This is a genomic window from Streptomyces sp. NBC_01296 (assembly GCF_035984415.1).
Lineage (GTDB): Bacteria > Actinomycetota > Actinomycetes > Streptomycetales > Streptomycetaceae > Streptomyces.
The window spans coordinates 261,481-282,461 of the sequence record NZ_CP130720.1 but is presented as its reverse complement, the minus strand read 5'-3'; the positions used below and the strand labels follow the sequence as shown (position 1 = coordinate 282,461).

21 protein-coding genes and 2 pseudogenes are annotated in these 20,981 nt (G+C 70.7%); 14 read left to right on the top strand and 9 right to left on the bottom strand.

Annotation, left to right across the window (positions count from 1 at the left end; all coding sequences use genetic code 11):
• Positions 1-306: 306 nt before the first annotated feature.
• From OG299_RS01365 to OG299_RS01355, 3 genes are all read left to right on the top strand, one after another.
• A complete protein-coding gene (locus tag OG299_RS01365) occupies positions 307-585 on the top strand; it encodes a transglycosylase family protein (protein WP_327364429.1) in 279 nt (92 codons plus the stop codon).
• A 126-nt stretch (positions 586-711) separates the two neighbouring features.
• On the top strand, positions 712-945 hold the full coding sequence (locus OG299_RS01360) for a hypothetical protein (protein WP_406513920.1): 234 nt from the start codon (positions 712-714) through the stop codon (positions 943-945).
• A gap of 237 nt (positions 946-1,182) precedes the next feature.
• Positions 1,183-1,458, top strand: a complete 276-nt coding sequence (locus OG299_RS01355) for a DUF5133 domain-containing protein (protein WP_327360103.1) — start codon at positions 1,183-1,185, stop codon at positions 1,456-1,458.
• A 586-nt stretch (positions 1,459-2,044) separates the two neighbouring features.
• Here OG299_RS01355 and OG299_RS01350 read toward each other — a convergent pair.
• The 3 genes from OG299_RS01350 to OG299_RS01340 are packed head-to-tail and all read right to left on the bottom strand — an operon-like array spanning position 2,045 to position 6,863.
• On the bottom strand, positions 2,045-3,310 hold the full coding sequence (locus OG299_RS01350; RefSeq protein WP_327360102.1) for an MFS transporter: 1,266 nt from the start codon (positions 3,308-3,310) through the stop codon (positions 2,045-2,047).
• Positions 3,311-3,354: 44 nt separating this feature from the next.
• Entirely contained in the window at positions 3,355-5,355 is a 2,001-nt protein-coding gene (locus OG299_RS01345) for a PEP/pyruvate-binding domain-containing protein (RefSeq protein ID WP_266637692.1), read from the bottom strand.
• Complete coding sequence (locus OG299_RS01340) at positions 5,352-6,863, bottom strand: ATP-grasp domain-containing protein (RefSeq protein WP_327360100.1); 1,512 nt, start codon at positions 6,861-6,863, stop codon at positions 5,352-5,354. The genes OG299_RS01345 and OG299_RS01340 overlap by 4 nt, the downstream gene beginning before the upstream one ends.
• A gap of 196 nt (positions 6,864-7,059) precedes the next feature.
• Between OG299_RS01340 and OG299_RS01335 the strand changes: the two are divergent.
• From OG299_RS01335 to OG299_RS01310, 6 genes and pseudogenes are all read left to right on the top strand, one after another.
• Positions 7,060-7,562: pseudogene (locus OG299_RS01335) on the top strand (transposase); the annotation flags it as partial.
• 232 nt (positions 7,563-7,794) lie between these two features.
• Complete coding sequence (locus tag OG299_RS01330; RefSeq protein ID WP_327360099.1) at positions 7,795-8,094, top strand: hypothetical protein; 300 nt, start codon at positions 7,795-7,797, stop codon at positions 8,092-8,094.
• A 36-nt stretch (positions 8,095-8,130) separates the two neighbouring features.
• Entirely contained in the window at positions 8,131-8,424 is a 294-nt protein-coding gene (locus tag OG299_RS01325) for a hypothetical protein (RefSeq protein ID WP_327360098.1), read from the top strand.
• Positions 8,421-9,671 (top strand): M48 family metalloprotease, encoded by a 1,251-nt coding sequence (locus tag OG299_RS01320; protein WP_327360097.1) that lies wholly within the window; start codon positions 8,421-8,423, stop codon positions 9,669-9,671. Before OG299_RS01325 ends, OG299_RS01320 begins: the two co-directional genes overlap by 4 nt.
• A 378-nt stretch (positions 9,672-10,049) precedes the next feature.
• Complete coding sequence (locus OG299_RS01315; RefSeq protein WP_327360096.1) at positions 10,050-10,430, top strand: hypothetical protein; 381 nt, start codon at positions 10,050-10,052, stop codon at positions 10,428-10,430.
• Entirely contained in the window at positions 10,417-11,679 is a 1,263-nt protein-coding gene (locus tag OG299_RS01310) for a hypothetical protein (RefSeq protein WP_327360095.1), read from the top strand. Before OG299_RS01315 ends, OG299_RS01310 begins: the two co-directional genes overlap by 14 nt.
• A 282-nt stretch (positions 11,680-11,961) precedes the next feature.
• On the opposite strand, the gene OG299_RS01305 is transcribed toward OG299_RS01310, so the two are convergent.
• Positions 11,962-12,639 carry a DUF4232 domain-containing protein gene (locus tag OG299_RS01305; RefSeq protein WP_327360094.1) on the bottom strand — a complete coding sequence of 226 codons (678 nt, stop codon included), beginning with the start codon at positions 12,637-12,639 and terminating at the stop codon, positions 11,962-11,964.
• Between the two features lie 231 nt (positions 12,640-12,870).
• Here OG299_RS01305 and OG299_RS01300 point away from each other — a divergent pair, with 231 nt between their 5' ends.
• Together OG299_RS01300 and dmpI are read left to right on the top strand one after the other, a co-directional pair.
• Positions 12,871-13,761, top strand: a complete 891-nt coding sequence (locus OG299_RS01300; RefSeq protein ID WP_327360093.1) for a LysR family transcriptional regulator — start codon at positions 12,871-12,873, stop codon at positions 13,759-13,761.
• Between the two features lie 115 nt (positions 13,762-13,876).
• On the top strand, positions 13,877-14,059 hold the full coding sequence (gene dmpI, locus OG299_RS01295) for a 4-oxalocrotonate tautomerase DmpI (RefSeq protein ID WP_053690240.1): 183 nt from the start codon (positions 13,877-13,879) through the stop codon (positions 14,057-14,059).
• A gap of 138 nt (positions 14,060-14,197) precedes the next feature.
• On the opposite strand, the gene OG299_RS01290 is transcribed toward dmpI, so the two are convergent.
• The gene (locus tag OG299_RS01290) at positions 14,198-14,575 is read right to left on the bottom strand and encodes a DJ-1/PfpI family protein (RefSeq protein WP_442817574.1); all 378 of its coding nucleotides are present in this window, start codon (positions 14,573-14,575) and stop codon (positions 14,198-14,200) included.
• A 25-nt stretch (positions 14,576-14,600) separates the two neighbouring features.
• Between OG299_RS01290 and OG299_RS42590 the strand changes: the two are divergent.
• A pseudogene (locus tag OG299_RS42590) lies at positions 14,601-15,277 on the top strand (winged helix-turn-helix domain-containing protein); the annotation flags it as partial.
• Between the two features lie 417 nt (positions 15,278-15,694).
• Here OG299_RS42590 and OG299_RS01275 read toward each other — a convergent pair.
• The 4 genes from OG299_RS01275 to OG299_RS01260 form a co-directional block, all read right to left on the bottom strand.
• Positions 15,695-16,264: a hypothetical protein gene (locus OG299_RS01275; RefSeq protein ID WP_327360090.1), complete on the bottom strand. Its 570-nt coding sequence runs from the start codon at positions 16,262-16,264 to the stop codon at positions 15,695-15,697.
• Between the two features lie 337 nt (positions 16,265-16,601).
• Complete coding sequence (locus tag OG299_RS01270) at positions 16,602-16,934, bottom strand: hypothetical protein (RefSeq protein WP_327360089.1); 333 nt, start codon at positions 16,932-16,934, stop codon at positions 16,602-16,604.
• Complete coding sequence (locus tag OG299_RS01265) at positions 16,931-17,740, bottom strand: DNA/RNA non-specific endonuclease (RefSeq protein WP_327360088.1); 810 nt, start codon at positions 17,738-17,740, stop codon at positions 16,931-16,933. Before OG299_RS01265 ends, OG299_RS01270 begins: the two co-directional genes overlap by 4 nt.
• Positions 17,741-18,024: 284 nt before the next feature.
• A complete protein-coding gene (locus OG299_RS01260; RefSeq protein ID WP_327360087.1) occupies positions 18,025-18,309 on the bottom strand; it encodes a hypothetical protein in 285 nt (94 codons plus the stop codon).
• Position 18,310: 1 nt separating this feature from the next.
• Here OG299_RS01260 and OG299_RS01255 point away from each other — a divergent pair, with 1 nt between their 5' ends.
• Together OG299_RS01255 and OG299_RS01250 are read left to right on the top strand one after the other, a co-directional pair.
• Positions 18,311-18,688 (top strand): hypothetical protein, encoded by a 378-nt coding sequence (locus OG299_RS01255; protein ID WP_327360086.1) that lies wholly within the window; start codon positions 18,311-18,313, stop codon positions 18,686-18,688.
• 384 nt (positions 18,689-19,072) lie between these two features.
• On the top strand, positions 19,073-20,611 hold the full coding sequence (locus OG299_RS01250) for a flavin-containing monooxygenase (protein WP_327360085.1): 1,539 nt from the start codon (positions 19,073-19,075) through the stop codon (positions 20,609-20,611).
• Positions 20,612-20,981 lie beyond the last annotated feature (370 nt).

Below are 20,981 nucleotides of genomic sequence, written 5' to 3'. Positions count from 1 at the left end.
GTCACCTCGTCGTGTCACGGCCGGGACAGGTTCTTTCTGCGCAGGGGTGACCTGACGAGGGACCGTAGAGCGTCCGTTCGGGGGGCGTTACTCCTTCGCCGACGGCAAGTGCCGCTGAAGGTACGCCGACCCGTGCTGTGCTGTGGCAACGGCCCGAACGTGGTCGTACACGGGCCGACCCGCTGGTCGTGGCAGGCCCGCCCCAACAGCGAAGGAGGACTGATGCCGCGCCAACGCAAGGACCGGCGAAGCCGGAGCGTGATCGGCCAACTGCTGGCCTCTGCAGTCTTGTTGACTGTGACCCTGATGAACGCCTCCGGGGCTAACGCCGCTGCGGTCCACTCCGAACCGAACCGTGACTGGGACGCCATCGCACGGTGTGAATCCGGCGGAAACTGGCGGGCGAACACCGGCAACGGCCACTACGGCGGATTGCAGTTCACCCAGTCGAGCTGGAACGCGGCAGGAGGCCGCAAGTACGCACCACGCGCGGACCTCGCCACAAAGGCGGAGCAGATCGCGACGGCGAGGAGACTCGCCGAGATCCAGGGCATGGGGGCTTGGACCTGCGCACACCGCCGCTGAAACGCACGCTGCGACGGGGGAGTGGGGCCGCCCTGCCGGGGGAGCTCCCGACCGGACGCGCCGACGGTCAGCAGTTGTTGCCGATCGCGTCCATTCTCTCGCCGAACCGTCTCTGGTGGTCGGAGCATGTTCACCGACCTGGGCCGGATGTCGGTCTTTGTCGGGCGCCCAGTTGGTGAAGGCCCGGACCTGTTGGTCTGGAACAACTGGATTGGGCGCAGCGATGAGGAGACCGTACAGGCCCGCCAGGACTGGATGGAGGGCACCCGCGACGGCGAAGTGAAGGGCTACGACGGCCCTCCGATCCCCGCTCCGCAACTTCCGCCGGTGCCGCTGAAAGCACTTGGACGGGTGCGCTGAACTACGTGTTTCCGGAGGAGGTAGATCGCTCTGAGTCAGCCGAAGAAGGACCGACACCCCGGACGCGGGAGGCGGGGCGGGAACGAGTCATGCCCATGGAACGGTCCTTCACACCCGACTCGAGACGATCTGGCGACAGCGGCGCGAAGCCCGGTGTGGCGGGGACCACCTGTTGGTGACGGTGGTTGTGAGGTGCCGCCGACCAGCAGGCCCGGGTTCGAAGGTGATCGACGGGGTATGCGACGGCCATCTGATCGATCCCCTGGCGAAAGGCAACCACCCATGTTGATGGCTCACCCGGCCGTGCTCCCCGGCCTCGTCGACCGATACTGGGCACTGTCCGTACTTGATGCCGCAGAAGGCGACTCGCCCGTGCGTAAGGAGATCGAAGATGTCGAGCGAGCCCTGTGTGTGGCCACCGGTACGACGGACGTGCACGCTGCCCTGATCGCCGCTCGTCACCACCTGCCTGGCACGGGCACCCTCGACGACTCCGTACTCGCCTCCAGCTGATCGGTTCATCCGTTGGCCGGCACTCCCGGACCTCACGGAGGCAGAGGCGGGACGATTTCCGGGTGCTTCTTGGGTGCGCAGCAGAGTCACGGCGGACGCTTTGCCGTGGGCCTACCGCAGACGGGCGCCACTCTTGGGCGATCGGCGCGCGGGCGAGGTCACCCGTTCGGATGCCAAGGGATGCCGACGCGGTGGGTGCGACAGAGGCTGGGCCCCATGTCCGCCAAGCTGGTCCTCCACCCGCCTGACCAGCAGGGCTGGCGTCGCGTCCGCTATGACGACGTCGCCATCGGAGTGGCGCACCGCCCGGCCGATATCCGCGCCTTCCTCGCCCAGCGTCGAGTTCGGCGCCACAGTCCAGGTCAGCCCCGTGCAACTGCGGGTCCTCTCCCTCATGGAGGGCGGCCGGTCCAACGGAGCCATCGCCACCGACCTGGGTCTGTCGCGCCAGGCCCTGGACTACCACGGGTGCCAGCTGCGCGTCGCACTCGACGCGGACTCGCGCCCCGGCTCTGGTGGCGCGCGCCTACACCCTCGGCATCCTCGACACCAGGGTCTGGCCGCCGCGCGCGGCCGTCCCGCCGTATCAGGGCTGACCTGCGGCCGGCCGCACCCCGCCCCGACGCAGCCGCCCCAGGACGACGCCCACGACGAGCAGCAGCAGACAGGTGCCCGCCGCCGCGTGCACGAGGAGCGCGTCGAGGCGGTCCGCCGCCAGGTAGGCACCGACGGCCAGCGCCACCAGCGCGCACACGCCGCGGTCGATGATGGACTCCACCGAGAGCAGGGTCGCCCGGTAGGGGGTCGGCGGGATGGCCGCGTTGATCAGGTTGCGTTGCACCGGGTACGCAAGGCCCACCGCGGCGGCGAACACGCACAGCCACAGGATCGTGCCCAGGCCTCCCGACAGCGTGGTGGCCGCCAGCGTGAGTGCCATGACCACGCTGAGGACGCTCACCACGGTGGTGTCGGACAGTCTGCTGCGCAACCACCCGGTTCTGGCCGCACCAACGGCCTCGGCGACCGTCATCGCCGACAGAACCGCTCCGTGGTCGGCGACGGGGAGGTCCTTTTCGAGGAGCAGCGGTTGGAAGAGGTTGACCTGGCAGATGCGGGCGAGCGTGAACACGGCCACGCCCTGCACCATCAAAGGCCCGAGGGACCGTGACGTTCCGAGCACCTTCGCGGCCTGGCGGGCCGAATCGAGGAGCCCGACGCGCTCCGCGGGCGGGTGACCGCCCCCGCGGGGCGCCGCGATCGCCGGGAGGGCCGCGGCGCAGGCCAGCGAACCGAGCGTGGAGAGCGCGGTCAGTACGTAGGGGGCCTCGTGCCGGACGTGCATCAGGACGCCGACCAGTGGCCAGCAGGCGATCTTCGCCCAGAGGCCGAGCGCGCGGGCGGTGCCCTCGGCCTGTACGTAGTGATCGTCCGCGGCGTGCTCGTGCAGGTACTCGTACAGGTAGGCGCTGGAGGCCCCGGATACCAGCGAGCGGGCGGCGGCGATGGCCAGGAAGTGCGCCATGAAGCCCACGAAGGACGGCGAGAAGACCGGGAGCAGGTTCGCCGCGGTCATCGCGGCCGCCCCGAGCTGCATGCAGCGGCGCTGTCCGATGCGGTCGGCGATGAAGCCGGTGGGTATCTCCAGCAGGCAGAACGCCACGTAGTAGACGCTCTGGATGCCGAAGATCTGGCTGTCCGACAGGCCCGCCTGCTTCTGGTACTGGTAGAAGACCGGCATCCACCACAGCAGGTTGAACAACAGCTGGAACCCGTTGTTGAGTCGGATCACGCGGAGCACCGCGGCGGGCGGACGGACGCGGCGTTTCACGCGCGTGCGCAGGGAGATGGGCATGGGCGACCTTCGGGTGGGACAGTACGCGGGGAAGTGCCGACGGGTCAGGCGCTGTACGGGCGTAGCTGGAGGATGTGGAGCGCGCCTCCCGGCCCGAGCAGCCATTCGATGTCGAGCGGCCCCGCAAAGGTGTAGTCCGTGGCGAAATGGGACTGGAGCAGGCGGCCCGCCAGCGCCAGCCGACCCAGGTGGGCTCGCGTGTCCTGCGCCAGGTCCTCGGTGGCCGCGCCGAGCGAGATCGTGCGGCCGCCGCCCTCGACCGTGTTGTACAGGTACTGCAGGGGCATCGTCCGGCCGTCGACGACATCAGCCGTGGACCCGTGCGCGCAGTTGAGGTACACGTTGCGGAAGTCGGCCCGGTTGGTGGGATTGCAGGTGACCATGACGCCTCCGAGCGGGGACGGCTCGAAGCGCTGGACGATTACTCCCATGTAGGTGTCGTCCAGAGAGATTCCGGCTTGATGGCGCAGCCGCACGCTGCGCGGGGAGAGCAACGAGGCCCACACTTGGCGGATGGCGTCCAGCAGCCCCGGCAGATCGGTGACCTTGGTGTGGGACTCGTAGATCCCGGCCGCGGAGAAGCCCGGCAGGTCCTCGGCGTTCGAGGAGGACCGCACGGCGAAGCGGCCCGTGCCCGCCAGATGCTCGACCAGCTGCGTGTCCAGGGCGCGCACCAGGTCCTCGGGCACCGGGAGGGTGCGCACCAAGTGCTGCAATTGGAGGCAGACCGTGTCCACGGCGTCCATGGAGTCCAGCTCCAGGGCCATCTTCAGCTTGCCGATGCTCTGTTGCACGGCCGACGAGGAGTCCAAAAAGCGCTGTTGGACGGAGAAGGGGACGGCTATGCCTGTCGGCGCCTGGACGTGCCGGGTCAGGAACTCGCCCGCGTGCTGGGCGAGATCGCCGTCGTCGGGCATCCCCAGCCGGGCGGCCAGGTGACCGAGCAGGTCGGCCCGGGGCGGGCGGGGCACGGAGTAGTAGCCGGTCAGCCGGCCCGATCCGTGGCGCAGTACGTGGTGGAGTTCCCCGAGGTTGGCCGCTTTGGTGCCGTAGCGGTTCCGGTCGCCGGTCCGTAAGGCGGACAGCGGCACGAGCGGTACGTCCGTCACATGCGGCGCGTCGAGGCGGACCCGCTGCGTGTGCCACGTCGGTTCGGCGAGGTCCGACGGCTCCTCGGCGCGCTCGATGACGAACCCGTCGACGGTGACCTCGTAACGGACCCAGGCACCGTCCAGCTTCTCGTCGGCGATCGTGTCGAGGACTCCGCGGACGATGGCGTTGGGGATGTCCCAACCGGCCGCCAGCATGTTGGTGTGCGACAGCGGAGTGGTGGGCTGGGCGTTGATCAAACCGGCGAGCCGCGGGATGTCGTCGGGGACCACCGGCATGGCGACGATGTCATACCAGGTCAGGTCCGCGCGGGCGGCCATGTACTCCTCGCCTGAGGCGAAGGCGCGGAGCCGGCCGGTGGCCGAGGCGAGCGTCAACGGCACGAAGGGCGCGGTCGCCAGGAGCGCGTGACCCCGTGCACGGGGCACCACGGTCTCGGGCACCGCCGCGAGGGCGTTCTCCTGCCCGTGGTTGGCCGGCTTCACCAGCAGCTCGAGCGCGGGATCGAGGTGGGCCCGTACGAAGGCGTGGAACTCGATCAACAGGTCCGCGCCCATGGTGTCGGCCTCGGTGGTCTCCAGGACCATGAACGGCTCGTCCCGCTCCGGGCCGCCCCGGGAGTGCAGCGACAGGACGCCGAGCAGGAAGCGCCGCGCCGGGTCCTGGTAGACGTCATGGTTGAAGCGGTCGAGTTCGGTGTCGAGCTGCTCGAGGGTCAGCCCCTGGATCTCGGTGGCTATGTAGTTGACGTGGAAGGAGTGCACGGCGCTGTCGAGGACGTGCCAGAGGCCCTGGTCGCGGTCCACGACCACCTTCACGTACGGGTGCCCGCCGAGCATCCCGGCCAACTGCTCGAACAGGGGGAGCGTGAGCAGGGTGTCCACGGCGGCGCCCCGGGGGGACGGCGCGGCAGTGATGGTTCCGGCGTTCGTCATGCGGTGCTCCCGGGCGTCGAGCGGTCGGCGGGAAGGGCGGAGGACTCGGTGGCGGTGGGGGCGGCCGTCAGGGCGACTGAAGGGGCGGTGAGGGCGTTCGGCATGGCCGCGAGGATGCGGCCGCAGTCGGCCAGCAGCTCCGGCCCGGACGCGGCGGTGAGGTAGCACAGCGCGGCCATGGAATTGGCCCCTCCCGCCTCCTCGTACGGCGGGACCGGACTGCCCGGCGCGAGACTGCATTCGCGCACCAGCTCCACGCGCGATCCTGGCGCGACCAGGGCGGGCCAGTCGACCGCCTCGAAGTCCCAGGCCGGGAGTTCGGTCCAGGGCCGGCCCTCGGGGTCGACGGCGAGGACGACGAGCGATCCGGCGGCGCCCTCGCCCTCGGTCAGCATCCGCTCCGGGTAGGCGACCTCCCGGCCGAGCAACTGGCGCACCAGCATGCCGATCATGTCGAGCCCGAAGACGGTCTCCACCTGCCGGGTGGTCATCACGCCACCGAAGCGGGCGGCGGTCTCGATCAGCCACATGGCCCCGTCCGCGCCGAGTTTGATCTCGGTGTGGGTGGCGCAGGTGTCGAGTCCGAGCGCGTCGACGGCGGCGCGCGACACCTCCTCGATCCGGTGCTGCAACGCGTTCGGGAGGGCGGCCGGCGCCAGGCTCGCCCGCTCGGTGAAGGGCGCGATGGTCGGCATCCGCCCGGTGATGCACAGCGGGTGGTAGCGGCCGTCGGCGACGATCCCCTCCACGCTGACGTAGTCGCCCCACCCGTCCCCGTCGAACCAATCGGAGGCCTCTCCGGTCACGATCTCCTCCAGCAGGAAATCGCTGACGCCCTCGTCCGCGGCGTGCAGTTCCGCGTAACCCAGCGTGGAGGAGGCTTCCATGACGGAACGTCCGGTCTTCCAGGCCGCCTCGGCCTGCTGCTCGTTCCACACGGTGAGGTGGGCCGTGGAACCCGCGCTCCAGGCGGCCTTCAGGAGGAGTGGCGGCCTCAGGGTTTCGAAGGCGGCCGTGATGTCCTCCGGGGCGTGGACCTCCGCGAACCCCGGTACGGGCACCCCGGCGTCACGCCAGATCCGGCGCATCAGACGCTTATCCCGCGCCCCCGCGACCCGCTCGCCAGCACCGCGCAGAGCGAGCCGCAGGCTCGCGTGGGCGACGGCCACCACCGCGTACTCCGACAGGGTCAGCACCGCCTCGGCGCCGACGCGGCGGGCGTGGGAACAGATCAGATCGACCAGTTCCACCCCCTCGCCCGGCGGGGCCGTGGTGACCGACGCGCACCCGGGCAGCCACACCGACTCGGTGGTTCGGGGCAACGGCGCGAGCGCCAGGACATGCACCTCGGCGTGGGCGGCGAGGCGCGGGACCGTGTACTCCAGAGGAGGGCCGCCCTTGGCATAGACGAAGAGGATCGGGGTCATGGTGCTCCTGGGGTCGAGGGGGACGCCGCGTGGCGCGGCGGCGTCGTCGGCGGACGATCCGTACGGGGTGTCACCACGCACGGACCAGGGGTGACTGGAACACGATGGAAAACGGCGGACGCACAGATGTACGCCTACTCGATTAGGTGTTCGCCAAACAATCGAGCTCGCCAAGTGGGGCCGGTATGAGGGTGTTTCAGCCATCCGCGCGGGGCCCGCGGGGACCACGCGTCCACGGGGCGATCCGGGAGGTCGTCACCAGCCGACCAGGAACCCTTTGTGCGTGGACCGGACCGGAGCCCAGTGGCGCTGCCTGCCGCATGACTTCCCGCACTGGAACACGGCCTACGGATACTTCGCCAAATGGGCGGAGGAAGGCGTGTTCGTCCAGCTGGGCGGCCTGCTCAGGCAACTGCTGCGGCAGAAGGGGGGACGGGACGCCGAGCCGTCGGCGTGTGTGATCGACGCCCAGAGCGTCAAGACCTCCACCAGCGTTCACGCCCACAGCCGGGGCATCGGCGCGGGCGAAGGATCGTAAGCCGGAAGCGGAGCATCGTAACGGACACCATCGGTCTCCTGCTCGCCGTGCTGGTCACCGCGGCGAGCGCTCAGGACGCCGCCGGCCGGCACCCCGCTCCTGGACCAGGTCGCTGCCGGGCACCCCCGGTATCCGCAAGGTCTGGGGTCGACGGCGGCTACCGCCAGCACGTCGTCGAACACGCCGCCACACTCGGCATCGACACGGAAGTCACCGCCCGCACCCCCGGGACCAGGGGCTTCGCCCGAGGGGCCTCCCCTGGTCGAACTCCTGTGGCACTGGTGGTCGAAATCCTGTAGCACTGGCCGAAGCGCTGAGGCCCGGACGACCCCACCAGCCCCATCAGCCCCACTGACCCTGCCCGGCACACCAGCCCCGGTTTTCGGCGAAACGACGGCAACCGGCCGACTCCTCACTACGCTGACGGAATCGCGCCGTACGGGGCACCCCGGCCCGCGGCTCCATGGGGGGACCATGTCCGTACTCTTCGGGCGCGGCCGGGCCGCGTTCGCCGTTCCCGTGCCGCGGCCCGACGCCCCGGAACCCTTCCGCCGGCAGAGCCTGGAGCGCACCGCACGGGCGGTGTTCGCCACCCTGCCCGCGCAGGTGAGCGGCGGCCGCGAATTCGACGACCTGCTCGCGGAGTTCGAGGCGGACCCGCAGAAGCGGGCAGCCCGCCGGCGCGGGGCCGCGGTCGGCACCGGGGTGGGCGTCGCCGACCTGCCCTTGTACGTGCTGCCCGCCGTGGCGTGGGTGCTCGGCGTGGTGGGCTAGCGGGTCGTCGGCCACGCGGTGGACGGACTCGGCGAGGTGTCCCGCCGCAAGGCCGCCGTCCTGCTGGGCCGCCTGCGACAGCGGAGGGCGGAGCCGGGGGAGGAGCCGGGAGAGGAGCCGGGGGAGGAGCCGGCCCCGGTGGTGGAGCAATCGCGTCTGGCGGTGGAGCGGCGGACGTCTTGGTCCGAGGACGAGCGGACGGCGTTCGTCACGGCGTTCCTGATCCTCTTCGTCCAGCGGCTCGGCCTTGGGGCGGATCCGGCGGAGGCCCTCGCACAGGCCATAGCCGCGGCCCTGGAGGACCCGCCCGAACCCGGGGCGGGAGTGTGACGCGGCTCGACGGCCCGGCCCCGGCGGCAGCGGCCGGGACCGGACGGACCGCCGCGCCCCGGCCGACCGGCCGGACGGCGCAGGCCCTGCGCCTCCTGCGTTCCCCGTCCGGCAGCCGTTACGTCCTGCTCGTCGGTGTCCTGCTCCTGGCCGGGACGTTCGCGGGGCAGCTCGTCCACAACCAGTTGTTCGGCATCGCGTGGGCCAAGACCCAGTCGCGCTGCATCAGCGAGGCCCAGCACCGGTACCCCGCCCCGAAGACGGAGGAGCAGCCGGACACGGACGCGGAGGTGCGCCAGCAGTGGCGCATGCGCTGTGGACGGCCCGTCGCGGAGCGTCTGGCCGCGGTATCGCTGACCGGCTCGGCCGCGGTCCTTGTCCTCGGCGGCGCCGGCCTGTGGCTGCTGCCCCGATGGGCGTTACGGCGGGCCGGGCCCCTGGCGCCCGCCCCGGCAGGGGCGCAGGAGCGGGCGGACCAGGCCTCCGAGGACCTGCGGGGCCGGATCCGGCCGCGGGTCGCCCAGGCGGCCGACGGCTGGGAGGAGCCGTTCACCGTCGGCGCACCGGGCGCCCCCATCGTCGTGCTGCCCGCCGGCTTCGCCGCCCTGGCGCCCGAAAGGGCGGAGGCGATCATCCGGCACGAGGTCGCCCACGTGGCCGCCGGAGACGTACGCCTGGTGTGGCTGACCCGCAGCGCGCTGGGGGCGGCCGTGGCCGTCCTCGCCGCGCCCCCGGTCAACCTGGCGGTACAGGCTCGGCGGGAAGGCCGGGCGCTGCGGCACGTCCTCGCCGACCCGTTCTGGGGGGAATACGCGGGGCGGTCCCTGCTGCTCCTCGCCCTCGTCCTCACGGCCTCCCAACTCGTGCTGCGGTCCCGCGAGCACGAGGCAGACATCCTCTCCGTCACCGGCCGGTCCCGCACCGGTCTCACCGCCCTACTGTCCGCCGCCGAGCGCACCGAGCGGATCGCGGCCGCCGCACAGGGGTGGTGGAGCGCGCCGGGCGGGCCGCGGTCCCTCCTGTCCAACCATCCGCGCCCCGGCCGGCGATTGGCGGTGCTCCAGCTCGCCCAGGCAGGCTTCCCGGGGACTCCGCTGGAGCCGTACGTCACGCTGGCACCGGCCCTCGTGGCCGGCCTCCTGATCGCACTCGCCTGGGGCGTCCACGTGCCTGGGGGGCTACTCGGCCGCCTCCTGACAGCCGCGCTCGTGCGCACCGACGCCTTCCTGTTCCACCTCCACCTCTGACGGCCCTCCCGTACGCGTCGCCGTCGGCCCGGAGCTCGCGGGACGAGTTCCGGCGGCGGGGGCGCGGGGGTGCTACCCCTTCCCGCCCCGGGCCGCCGGTTCCCCCTCCCGTGTGCCGTGGTGCCTCGGCCTCCGCCCTGGTGGGCGGCCTCGTGGATGCGGCCCTCCACTCCCTGATGGTGCCGCCGTCGGCGCCCGCCTCGCGGGTCCGGGTCTCCCCGGGCGCCGCCCGCTCCCGCTCCACCACCACACCCGCCGGGGCGGCCCCCGGAGGGCTGGCGCCGGCCGAAGAGGAAGGCGGCGGCTTCCCCGAATCGCCCGCGCCCGCGACCCGGCGAACGGCACACTGGGGGAAAACGCGTACCTCCGGGGGGAAACATGCGGAACGGGCTGGCAGAGCTCCTGGAACTGCCCGAACGCGAGATCGATCTGTTGATCGCCCAGCACCTGGTCGGCGAGGACTTCGGCAGCCGGGAGGACGACGACGAGGAGCGACTTTTCATCGCACGCCGGTGGTTCGCCTCCATCCAGGGACGGCTGCGCGAAGCCGTCTGCGGGAATCCCGCGGTGATGCGGGCCGCGGAAAGCCCCGGTGAGGGCAACCGGCTCCTGGCCGCCGCCGTCGTCGATGCCGTCCTGCACGCACAGCTCGGGCTGGACGTGCCGGCCACCGTCTTGGCCGTGAAGGTCGTGCACGCGGGACTCCACCAGCTGTGCGGTACCGGAACGCGGGGGGATGGCCCGAGTGGAAGCGACTGAGTTCGTCGAGGCCATGGGCGGGCCGGTGCAGCCGGCCGGCTTCCCCGCGTTCATGTCCGAGGACGCAGTGGAGGCGTGCCGGTTCTCGCTCATGATCATGCGGGCGCATCTGTCGGACTTCGACCGCGCCATCGGGGTCCGCACCACGGTGGAACTGGTAGATTCCCCGTTCTTCACCTGCCGGGCCAAGGAGACTGCCCGAGACCACCACGTGATCACGATTCCCCTCGGGCTCGTCTGCCGGTTCTACGTCCTCGCAGACCTCCTGTGCGGATACCTCCAGGGCAGCAAGGTCATGCTGAACCTCGATGTGGACGCGGAGTGGGAGTCCCTCTGGCGACTACCCCGGGGACTGCATCCGCTGTTCGGCGCACCGGACGCGCGTACGGACTGGCGGAAGGAACTGGAGGTGCTGCATTCCGGCGTCTGCACGCCGGAGGCTGCCTACGACGTCGCCTCCATGACGTCCCTGGCCCTGATGTTCATCATCGGCCACGAAGCTGCGCACGTATACCGTCGGCACGGCCCGCAGCTGCGCGCCATGAAGCATCTCGACGTGGTGCGTACCCCCGAGGACGAGCGGTACTTCAGGCGGTTCGCCGAGACGGACGCGGATGTCATGGCGACGCACTGGGTGATGCTCGCCCAGGACGTCGGACGGCTCACGGCACGGGAGAAGGGGCGGGAATTCAGTACGGTCACGGCGTACTTCAGGTTGTCCTGCGCCGTGACCGCGTTGTACGCCCTGTTCGACGTCCACCGCAAGCACATGGGGTCGTACCTGGAAGGGATCTACACGCACCCCATGGTGCGGCGCCACGTGTTCGCCGTCGCCGGCGCGATGGCCTCCGCCAACGAGCCGGACGCGTACGGCATCTGGCCGCGCACGGAGGTAAACGGGTGGGTGCACTGCGCGTTCGGCCTGAACGGGTTGAACATCGACACCCTCATGGGGAAGTTCGGGAAGGTCCCCAAGGGGTACAACGCCGTCCCCGTGTCGTCCCTCCACTACGACTCGCAGAGCATGCCCGCCGTGCAGGCCGCCTACGACCGTGAGATGCGCTTCTACGCCGTGATGGCGGCGTGCCACGAGAGCCTCGGGGTCCTGCGCATGGGGACGACGCCCGAGGCGGTCAGGTTCGAGGTCCCCGACGGCCGGACCATGGCCGAGCTGCTGGAGGCCGGTGATCCGGCCGTGCGGGCGGCGCACGCCATGTCCGTGCGCGCCGAAGCCGTCCGGGCGCGGTGACGCATGCGGGAGGGGGCGCCGCGTCCCGCGGCGTGGTCGCGGCGCCCTCCCGGCAGGCTGGCCGGCGCGTCAGAGCATTTCGGCGTCGTCCGCGGCCTGGGTCCGGCCGCGCCCTGCGGCTCGGTGCCGGTGGAGGTCGCGGACTTCGCGGCCCTATCCGCGGCGGCGGCCCTGTCAGCCTTCGCGCCGTTCTTGACCGCGGTCTTCGCCTCCGTCCCGGCCTTGGCCCCGCTCGTGGTGCAGTGTGAACAGGTCACCGAAACACCGGGGCACCCAAGCGCATCACGAAGGTTTCGTCGCCGAATAGGCCGTGACCGTGGCCTTGTTGTCGCACAGGGCGAGGATTCCGTCGTCTAGGGCGGTCTGGTGCGCGCCCGCGCCCGGGACCCCGACGACGAGCGTGGGGAACGAGGCGGGCGTCGCGCCGGACTCACAGTAACCATCGGCCTCGCCCTGCACGTTGACGAAAGTGAGCTTGGTCCAGGCACGGGCACCCGGGGCCAGGGACACCGTGGCCGCCGAGCCGCTGTGGGTCGTGGCGAGCGGTACGTTCTTGTCGGGGGACCCGTTGCCCGCGCCCGCGACGGTGGGGAATCCCTGCAGCGTGCAGGCGCTCTTCGAGACGTTGGCGACGGCGACGACGGCGGCGCCGGTTCCCGTGCCCGGCGGCCGGACGGCGGCCTGGCGGGCCTCCGTGACCTTCACGTCGTCGATCGTGCAGGGCTTTGCCTTACCACCGGACACGGTAGGGGAGACCGAGACGGCAGGTTTCGCCTGCCCCGTACCGCTGGAGCTGCTGCCGCCCGCGGCGGCCCCGGGAGCCGGTGACTGCACGGACTGCGAAGGCCTGCCGGCCGCGCCAGCCTCGCCGGACGGCGTGCAGCCCGTCATCAGGGCGGCGGTCGCGGCCACGACCACCAGTGCGGCCGCGCTCCGTTGGACACCTGCTGTGTACTGCATTGGGAACCTCCGGAGGATCGCCACCGGCCCATCGCCGGCCCGCACGCCGACGGACACGGCGGAGCGCCCCGCAGGAGTTCCCGCGGGCACAGCGCTGTGCCGCTCCGGTGACACAACCATGACGTACCGGCCCCGCCGCCGCCCGGTGCCGCGCCCTCCCGCAGGCCGCGGCCGTACGGATCACCGCACTCGGCTGGACGGTCGTCCGACCTCGACGGTTACAGTCGGCAGATGGAACTGCGGCAGCTGAGCTACTTCGTCACCGTCGCCGAGGAACTGCACTTCGGTCGGGCCGCCGAGCGGCTGCACATCGTGCAGTCGGCGGTCAGCCAGCAGGTGCAGTGGCTGGAAAGGGAGCTGGGGGCCGATCTCTTCGACCGCTCGCCGCGCCACGTTCGGCTCACCGGCGCGGGGGAGCGGCTGCTGCCCGAGGCGCGGGCCGTGCTCGCCGCCGCCGAACGGGCCAGGGCCGCCGTCCGCGAACGGGCCAGCCTGCGCCTCGGCACCAGCACCGGTCTCGGTGAATACCTGGACAGGGTGCTCGGCGCCCTGGCCGTCCTCGCCCCCGACACCGCGGTGCAGCTGATTTCGGCCTCGACTCACGACCGCCTCGAGCAGGTCGCGGACGGCCGCCTCGACGCCGCGTTCGTACGTTCCCTGGAGCCCGCCCCGGGCGTGCGGATCCTGCCTCTGTGGAAGGACTCCCTGGTAGCGGCCCTCCCGGCGACCCATCCACTCGCCCGAGAGGCGGAACTGGCCATCGCCGAACTGGCCGGCCTGCGACTCTGTATCACCGCCCGCCGAAACAACCCGGCCCTGGTCGACCTGGTCGTCGGAGCCTGCCACTCAGTCGGCTTTGAACCGCTGCCCGGACCGGTCAGCGGCTCGCTGCAGGACACCCTCGCCACCATCGGTGCCGGCTCCATACCGATGTGGACCGTGGTGTACGCGGCCCAGGCACGCGTGCTGGCCAGCCCCCGGGTCGCCTTCCGCCCGTTCCGTGCCCCCGGCCTGGCCCTGCCCATCGGCCTGGCCGTCCGCCGCGCGACCCCGCCCGCTGCTCTCGAGGTACTCCTGAAGGCGCTTCCGGCACTCCCGACCAGCAACGATCACGAGAGCTGATCGTTGCGGTCGCGGTCTGCTTCTTGGTCGGGCCGCGCGCATCCGATGGACTGGGGTCACGCCGGTGAGCGACCCGGAAAGGCCGGGAAGCCGCCGCTGGCAAGGGAGTTCGGTCATGCCCATCGTCACCATTCAGCAGGGTCCCCGCGATGTCGAGCTGAAGCGCGAGCTCGTCAAGCGGGTCACGGACGCCTTCGTCGACGCGTACAAGATCCCGGCCGAGACCGTCCAGGTGTGGATCCACGAGGTCCCGGCGGACAGCTGGGGTGCGGCCGGCACGCTCATCGCCGACAAGTAGGACCTCCCGCGTCGGTGACCCCGACGGTCCGGTCGATGTCCAGCGGCCCGGAGTGGTTTTCTGCAGGACGCCTCCGGCATGGTGCGCCACGCAGCGTGCCGGAGGTGCCCTGCCCGGGACCGACCGTCGGCGGACGCTTCAGATTCCGGCCTCGGCGGTGTGTTCGCCTGTCCAGTCGTATTCCATCTGGAGGGCCGTGCGGCGGGCAAGCTGCCAGCCGAAGAGCCGGCCCACGATGTGCAAGCTAGCGCTGATCCCCGCAGAGGTGACGATGTCGCCGTCGTCGACCCACCGGACATCGGTGCGCACCTGGATGTCCGGCCAACGCTGGGCCAGCTCTTCCTGGTCCTCCCAGTGGGTCGTGGCCGGGCGGCCGTCCAGAGCCCCGGTGGCGGCCAGCAGGAAGGCACCGGTGCAGATGCTGAACGTCAGGGCGGAGGTCTGTCGGCGCCGGGCCGGCCAGTCGATGACGTCCGTATCCGTCTCGACCGCCGTGGTGACGCCGCCGGGGATCACCAGCACGTCGAAGGGCGGATCCTCTTCCCGCGGTCCGAGCGGGTCACGGTGCTGCCGTCTGTCCCCGCGGTGTCTGGAGAAGCTGGCCGTGTATCTGGAGGAGGGGCCGGCCGCGCACGGCTGGGTCGAGGACCAGGTGTGGACCGCATCGAGGGTGGTCACGCTGATCGGCAGGAAGTTCCACATCTCCTACAGCGTCTCGGGTGCCACCCGGTTGATGCACCGGCTCGGGTTCTCCCCGCAGGTGCCCGCGCGGCGGGTGGCCGAACGCGACGAGCAGGCCGTGAGCACGTGGCGGGAGGCGACCTGGGCGGAGGTAAAGGGGCCCGGGCGGCCTGCGGGGGCTACGTCTGCTTCGAGGACGAAGCGGGTTTCACCCGACGGCCGCCCCGGGGACGGACCTGGGGCCGGCGCGGCATCACGCCGGTCGTGACGGTCAGCGGTCGCCGCTCGGGACGGCTGTCGGTGGCCGGGCTGATCGCGATGCGGCCGGGTTCCCGAACCCGGCTGTGTTACCGCCTTCGGACCCACCCTGCAGGCAGGGGAACACGTCGCAGCATGAGCGAGCGGGACTTCATCGAACTCATCGACGGAACCCATCACCTGGTCAGAGCGCCGATCGTGCTGGTCTGGGACCGCCTGAACACCCACGTCTCCCGCAGAATGCGGGAACTCGTCGCCGAGCGGGAGTGGCTGACAGTCTTCGCCGCTGTCACTACCTGCGGTGCTGGCGCACGATCGAGGGGCGGCCCGCCGAAGACTATCCCTGACCACTCCACAGCCCGCTACACTCCAGCCGCCCAACCAAACCTGCAGGTCAGACAGTAAATTCCTGCTGGAGTACTGAGAAGGACACGATCGAGGTCGCCCGAGACGGCGGATGGGTCGAAGGGTCCAAGGCGTTCGCCGACTGTCACGACCGCGCCGCCGTCGGCGAAGGTCTCAACCCGCTGTACGGCATCGGACTCTGACAAGCTTTCGCCCGGGCATCCCGCGTCCGGCGGCTTGGCATCCGGGTATCCGACATGACCCTGGCCTGGGGTGGCAGGAGCTGCCTGCCACCCCAGTACTACGACGGGACGGGCGGTGCGGGGCCGCCCTGGCGATGATCGCCTGTGTTCAGCTGGCGATCTGGTCCCCGTCAGGTACGTCCTCGACCGTGACAAGGCGGCGGGGCAGTTCGAGTCCCTGCGACACGGCAGTGGCGAGCCCTTCGGGCTCCGGGCGTGCCGGGTACGGCGGCTGTTCCTCCTCGCCGTAACTCTCGATCGCCTTCACGAAGTAGCTCGGATGCCAGGCGCCGACGGCCCCCTTGACCTGGATCGCGGTCACGGGGCGGTTGCCGACGAGGTGCTTGAGCGCGGCCAGAATCTCATCGGATCGCAGTTCACCCGGTACCTGGAACAGGCTGGCGTGAGCACCGACGAGGCCACCGTCCCGCAATCGTACGGTCACAGTCAGGCAGCTGGTGACGCTCGGATAGGTGATCACGCCCCCGGGTGCGACCTCCTTGACCTGGCCTTCTGTGACCGTCGCTCTGTCGGGTGCCGTCACGCTGCTCGCCGCGCGCGATCGTGCGTGCGTGGGCCTGTTCGGGGCGTTGTCAGCAGCTGCACTGGGTGAGGTGAGGGCCACGGCGCCCACCAGGGCAACGGCGAGGGTGGCGATGCTGCGCTTGAAGTCGATCACAACCTGACATTCTCCGTCACGAGCTTCCTGGCCGGTACGTCTGGCGCGGCGCCGGCACGGAGACCCACAATGACAAGACGTCCTAGCCGGGAGCGAGTACGTCGACGTACTTTCCCCAACTGGAGGAAGCGGCCATCGTGTCCTCTTTCACCGCGGCCCCGACAGTCACCGCGTTCGGCGCGCCCGGCGGAGAGGTGCGACAGGCCCCCCGGTGTCGCTACCGGCCGTCACGACATCCGCGCAATTGCTCTTGCAGGCGCCCTCAACGGCGCAATTGATCCCTGCCGAGTGTCTTCACCGCCTACGGGAACGCGGTCGACCCTACGGTCCTCGGCCTCTACGTCCTGTTCCCGGCGTCCGTGAGCGCCTCGCGCAACGTCCGCTCGACGAACGCCTTCGGGGTCTGCGGCACGTCGGCACCGGAGAGCACCCTGACTGACGCCTCCACGGACAGCGGGCTGCCGCAGGCCGACAGGTTGGGGCCGCTCTGGTCGGGCAGGGGCGCCCAGTACGCCATCCGCGAAGCCGACCCCGTGTCCCTGCCGAACAGCGCCTGGGTCCACCGGGACTTCAGCAGGCCGTAGCGAACCTTGTTCCCGCTGCTGTGGACGTAGCCGACCGTCGGGCCGGCCGTCTCAGCTCCGCAGGACCATGTCGTCGTACGACTCAAGCCGCTTCCAGCGCTCCGCGGGCGCCCGGGTGACGGGCATGAGGTCCGCAGCCGGGAACGGGCCGAAGGCCAGACCGGTGAGCTGCACGATGTCGCCGACCGGCACCTGGAAAGTGCGGAACGGGCCGAGCGGCGGGTCGCCGGGCTTGGCGCCCGCTATCGCCCGCTCGAAGGCGCGGGTGAGGTCGGGGCTCTGGTCCAGGATGTACGGTCGAGGCGAGCTGTCCGCTCTGGATGAAGGCGGCCACCTTCCAGAAGCGCAGCGGCACCTGGACGCCCCGGTAGGGCGGGTCGGAGTCGTGCAGCACCGGGCCGGTCATGATGGTGAGCTTGCGGTCGAACTCGGCCGCATGGTCGAGCAGATGGTTCTCCAGCCCATGCCACAGCTGTTTGCCCTGATTGAAGGTGTCCTGCTGCGGGGCTGCGTTGGTGAAGTGGAAGGTGTCGGTGTTCGCGCGGTTGGCCTCGGCCGTTGAGCCCCAGACCGGGTCGAGCCGACGCACCAGGTGACCCCGGTACAGGGGATTGTTGCGGTAGATGTCGTTGCCGGCCTGCTGGGACTCGGGCAACTGGGGGGCGAACTCCCAGGCGTCGTCTCGGGGCACGTCCTCCAGGAGCTTCGCGCCGTCGATACAGACGGCGGTGGAGGCGGCCAGCCGTCTGTCGGGGCGGTGGACGACGGTGAAGTGCGTGTACGGCAGAACGACCGTCTCGAAGCGGTACCACCGGGCCGAGGAACGATTCGGCGTACCCGGCGCGGTCGGACAGGGAGCCAGCGCGCGCCGCCAGGTCCGGCGGCGTCTCAATTGCTGTTCATGTGACGGAAGTACCGCGCAGGGGAGATCCCTCACGGTGTGATGCCTGCACCACAGCGTGTACCACCTGCCGTAGCAAGCGATGGGTTCTTGGGGGAGAGGTAGTCGGGGAGGACGCCGTCCATGCATCCGCCCACGAGGGCGCCCGCTAACTCCTTCACCACCGCCTTGATCTACCTGGTCAGACGTGCAGCAACGGACCGCTGGACGTGGAGCGTCAGCGGGGGCGAGGAGGATGCACTGAAGGCCGCCAGGTGCCCGCCCAGGCCCGCCTCTCACAGCAGCGCCCGCCCCCAGTGGACCTTGACGGGCACGGCACAGGGTGATCCTGCGTGAGCTCTTGATGGGCAGTCGGCCGGCGGAGGAGACCTGATGAAAACGCGGACGATGGTGAGCGTGGCGGTATCGGCATGCGTGGCGCTGGTGGCGTGCGGGTGCGGTCCGCAGAAAGCGAAGAAGAGCACTGACGCGAAGCCTTCGCAGCCGTCCGCGTCCACACCGGCGAAAGTGCCGTCGGGCACGCCTTCCGCGCCCGCCGGAACCGAGACGCCGTCGGCCACCGTGACCGGTAACCAGCCCGCGCCCAGGACGAAGGAGCGCGCGATCCAGCGGTACGAGCAGTACCTCCACGGGCTCGGGCGTGAGGACATCGACACGGTCTGCGAAGTGGCCGGGCCCGGCGCGAAGAAGGCAGAGGACCAAGGATTCGGTCCGTGCACGTCGACGTATGTGACTGTGTTCCAGATGATCTCACCCGAGCAGAAGAAGGCCCTGCAGACCGCGACGGTCGATCCGCAGCGCGTCCCCGTGCGCACCCTCGACGAGATCGAGATGCCGCTCGAAGCGGTCAGGTCCTCCGCCACCTTCTCCGAGGAAGAGCTGGGCAGCTACACCCTGGAGTACCTCGAGAACGACTACTACATCACCGACGGAAAGTGACCCTCCGTACGCGGAGACCTGGCGGCAGAATTCGCGTGCCACAAGTGCCCTCGTGGGGCACCAGGTTGAGCCCCGGGCGCTACTCGATGTCGAGTGGCTGCCGTGAGTCGCCTTTCACGGTGAGGCCGACGGACGGGGTGCCGCCTATCGCACTGTGCGAGCCGCATTGTGTGGAGGGTCCGGAAATGGCGGGACCGGGGAGAGCGCCCGTTCTGCTACGCCCGCCCCCCTGCGGCCCAGGCCTGCAAGATCACTCATATGAGCCATGCGCACGCCGCACATCCCCGCACGATGACGCGAACGCCTACGATCGGTCGCTCTGGGTGACTGTGTAGAGGGGTCCGGCACTGGCCGGGATGCTCCCGACGCAGGGAGGGAGCAAGCGTGACCCGTGAAAGTTCCGGCAGCAGCCGTCTCGCGGAGGTCGTCGTCATCGGGGCCGGCCTCTCGGGTGTGGCCGCCGTGATCGCACTGCGCCGGGCCGGGATCGACGACGTCGTGGTGCTGGAGAAGTCCGACCGTCTCGGCGGGACCTGGCGCGACAACACCTACCCCGGCTGCGGGTGCGACGTGCCCGCGATGCTGTACGAGTACTCCTTCGCCCCCCATCCTTGGAGCCGGTGCTTCGCCGACCGGTCCGAAATCCTCGACTACCTCCGGACGACCGCGTCAACCCACCGGGTGGACGAGGCGATCCGCTACGACACGGAGGTGCTGGACGCGCGCTGGCAGCCGGACGCCAGCCGCTGGAACCTGCAGACCACGGCGGGCGCCTACACGGCCCGCGCCGTCATCGTCGCCACCGGCCCATGGCACCGCCCCCGCCACCCCGACATCCCCGGCCTCGACACCTTCCCCGGCCCGGCCTTCCACTCCGCCCGCTGGAACCACGACGCCGACCTCACCGGTCGCCGCATCGCGGTAGTGGGCACCGGAGCGTCCGCCGTGCAGTTCCTGCCCGAGATCCAGCCCCAGGCCGCGCACGTCGACGTCTTCCAGAGCACTCCGCACTGGGTGCTCCCGAAACCCGACTACCCGCTCCCCGCCCGCCTGCACCGCTTCCTCGGACTCCACCCGACAGTCCGCCGCGCACTGCGCGGCCTGCACCACTGGACCCAGGAAGCCGTCGGCCTGCCCCTGCGCCACCCCCGCCTGCTGCGGCCCCTGGAAGCCGTGGCCCGGTTCCATCTGCGCACTTCCGTACCGGACCGGGTCCTGCGCCAGGCACTCACCCCCGACTACCGCCTCGGGGCCCGCCGTCTGATCACGTCCGACACCTACTACCCCGCCCTCGTCCGGCCCAACGTCCGGCTTCACCCCACCAGGGCAGCTGCCGTGGAGGGCTCCCACGTCATCGGCGCCGACGGCACCCGTACCCGGGCCGACGTCATCATCCTGGCCACCGGCTACCACGTGGGCGACGTCCCCCTGGCCAGCCGGCTGTACGGCACCGGCGGCACCACGCTCGCCAGGACCTGGGCCGACAACCGCCGTGCCTATCTGGGCACCAGCGTCAGCGGCTACCCCAACCTCTTCCTCCTCGTCGGCCCGAACCTGCTCACCGGCACCACCGCAGTACCCACCGTCCTCGAAGCCCAGCTCTGCTACATCGCGGCTGCCCTCACCCACTTGCGCACCAACGGGTACGCCGCGCTCGACGTCATCCCCGAAGCCGAGGAAGCCCATCAGCAGGCCCTGCACGAGGCGCTGCGCACCACCGTCTACGGCCCCGCGAACGGATCCGGGTACTACTTCGGCCTTCCGGGCGTCAACACCTTCTGCTGGCCCTGGTCGACCGCCAGGCTCGTCAAGCGTCTGCGCGCCTTCTCCCCGGACGTCTACACCTGGATGCTGCCGGGGGTGCTGCCGCCACCCCGCGCCGCGCAGGACGGCCTGCCGACGGCCCCGTTGGGCAGGCCGTAGTACCGCGCAGGTCGGCTCAGGGCCGTGGATCAGCGCGCCTTGGGGAGGTCTTGGCGAAGGCGGCGCGCACTGATGGAGACCGACCCCGACCGGGCCAGAGCGCTGATGCGGGACGCACGGACCGGCGCCACCGTCTCGCCGTCTTCGGCGGCACCCTGGAGATCACCAGCCTGCAGGTGGCCGGCCGGCCGCTTCGAAGCGTCAACGCGGGGCGGGCAAGTATGCCTGCTGCGGGGGAGAAGCGTGAGTGGATGGGCGTGTCCGCTCATGAAGGAGGGCCCTGTCCTGCTACACAGTCTCCACTCTGGTCTACGCCAGGGTGTAGGAGGGACATGACCAGTACGCATCCCGGTTCGCCTGCTCCGGGCGG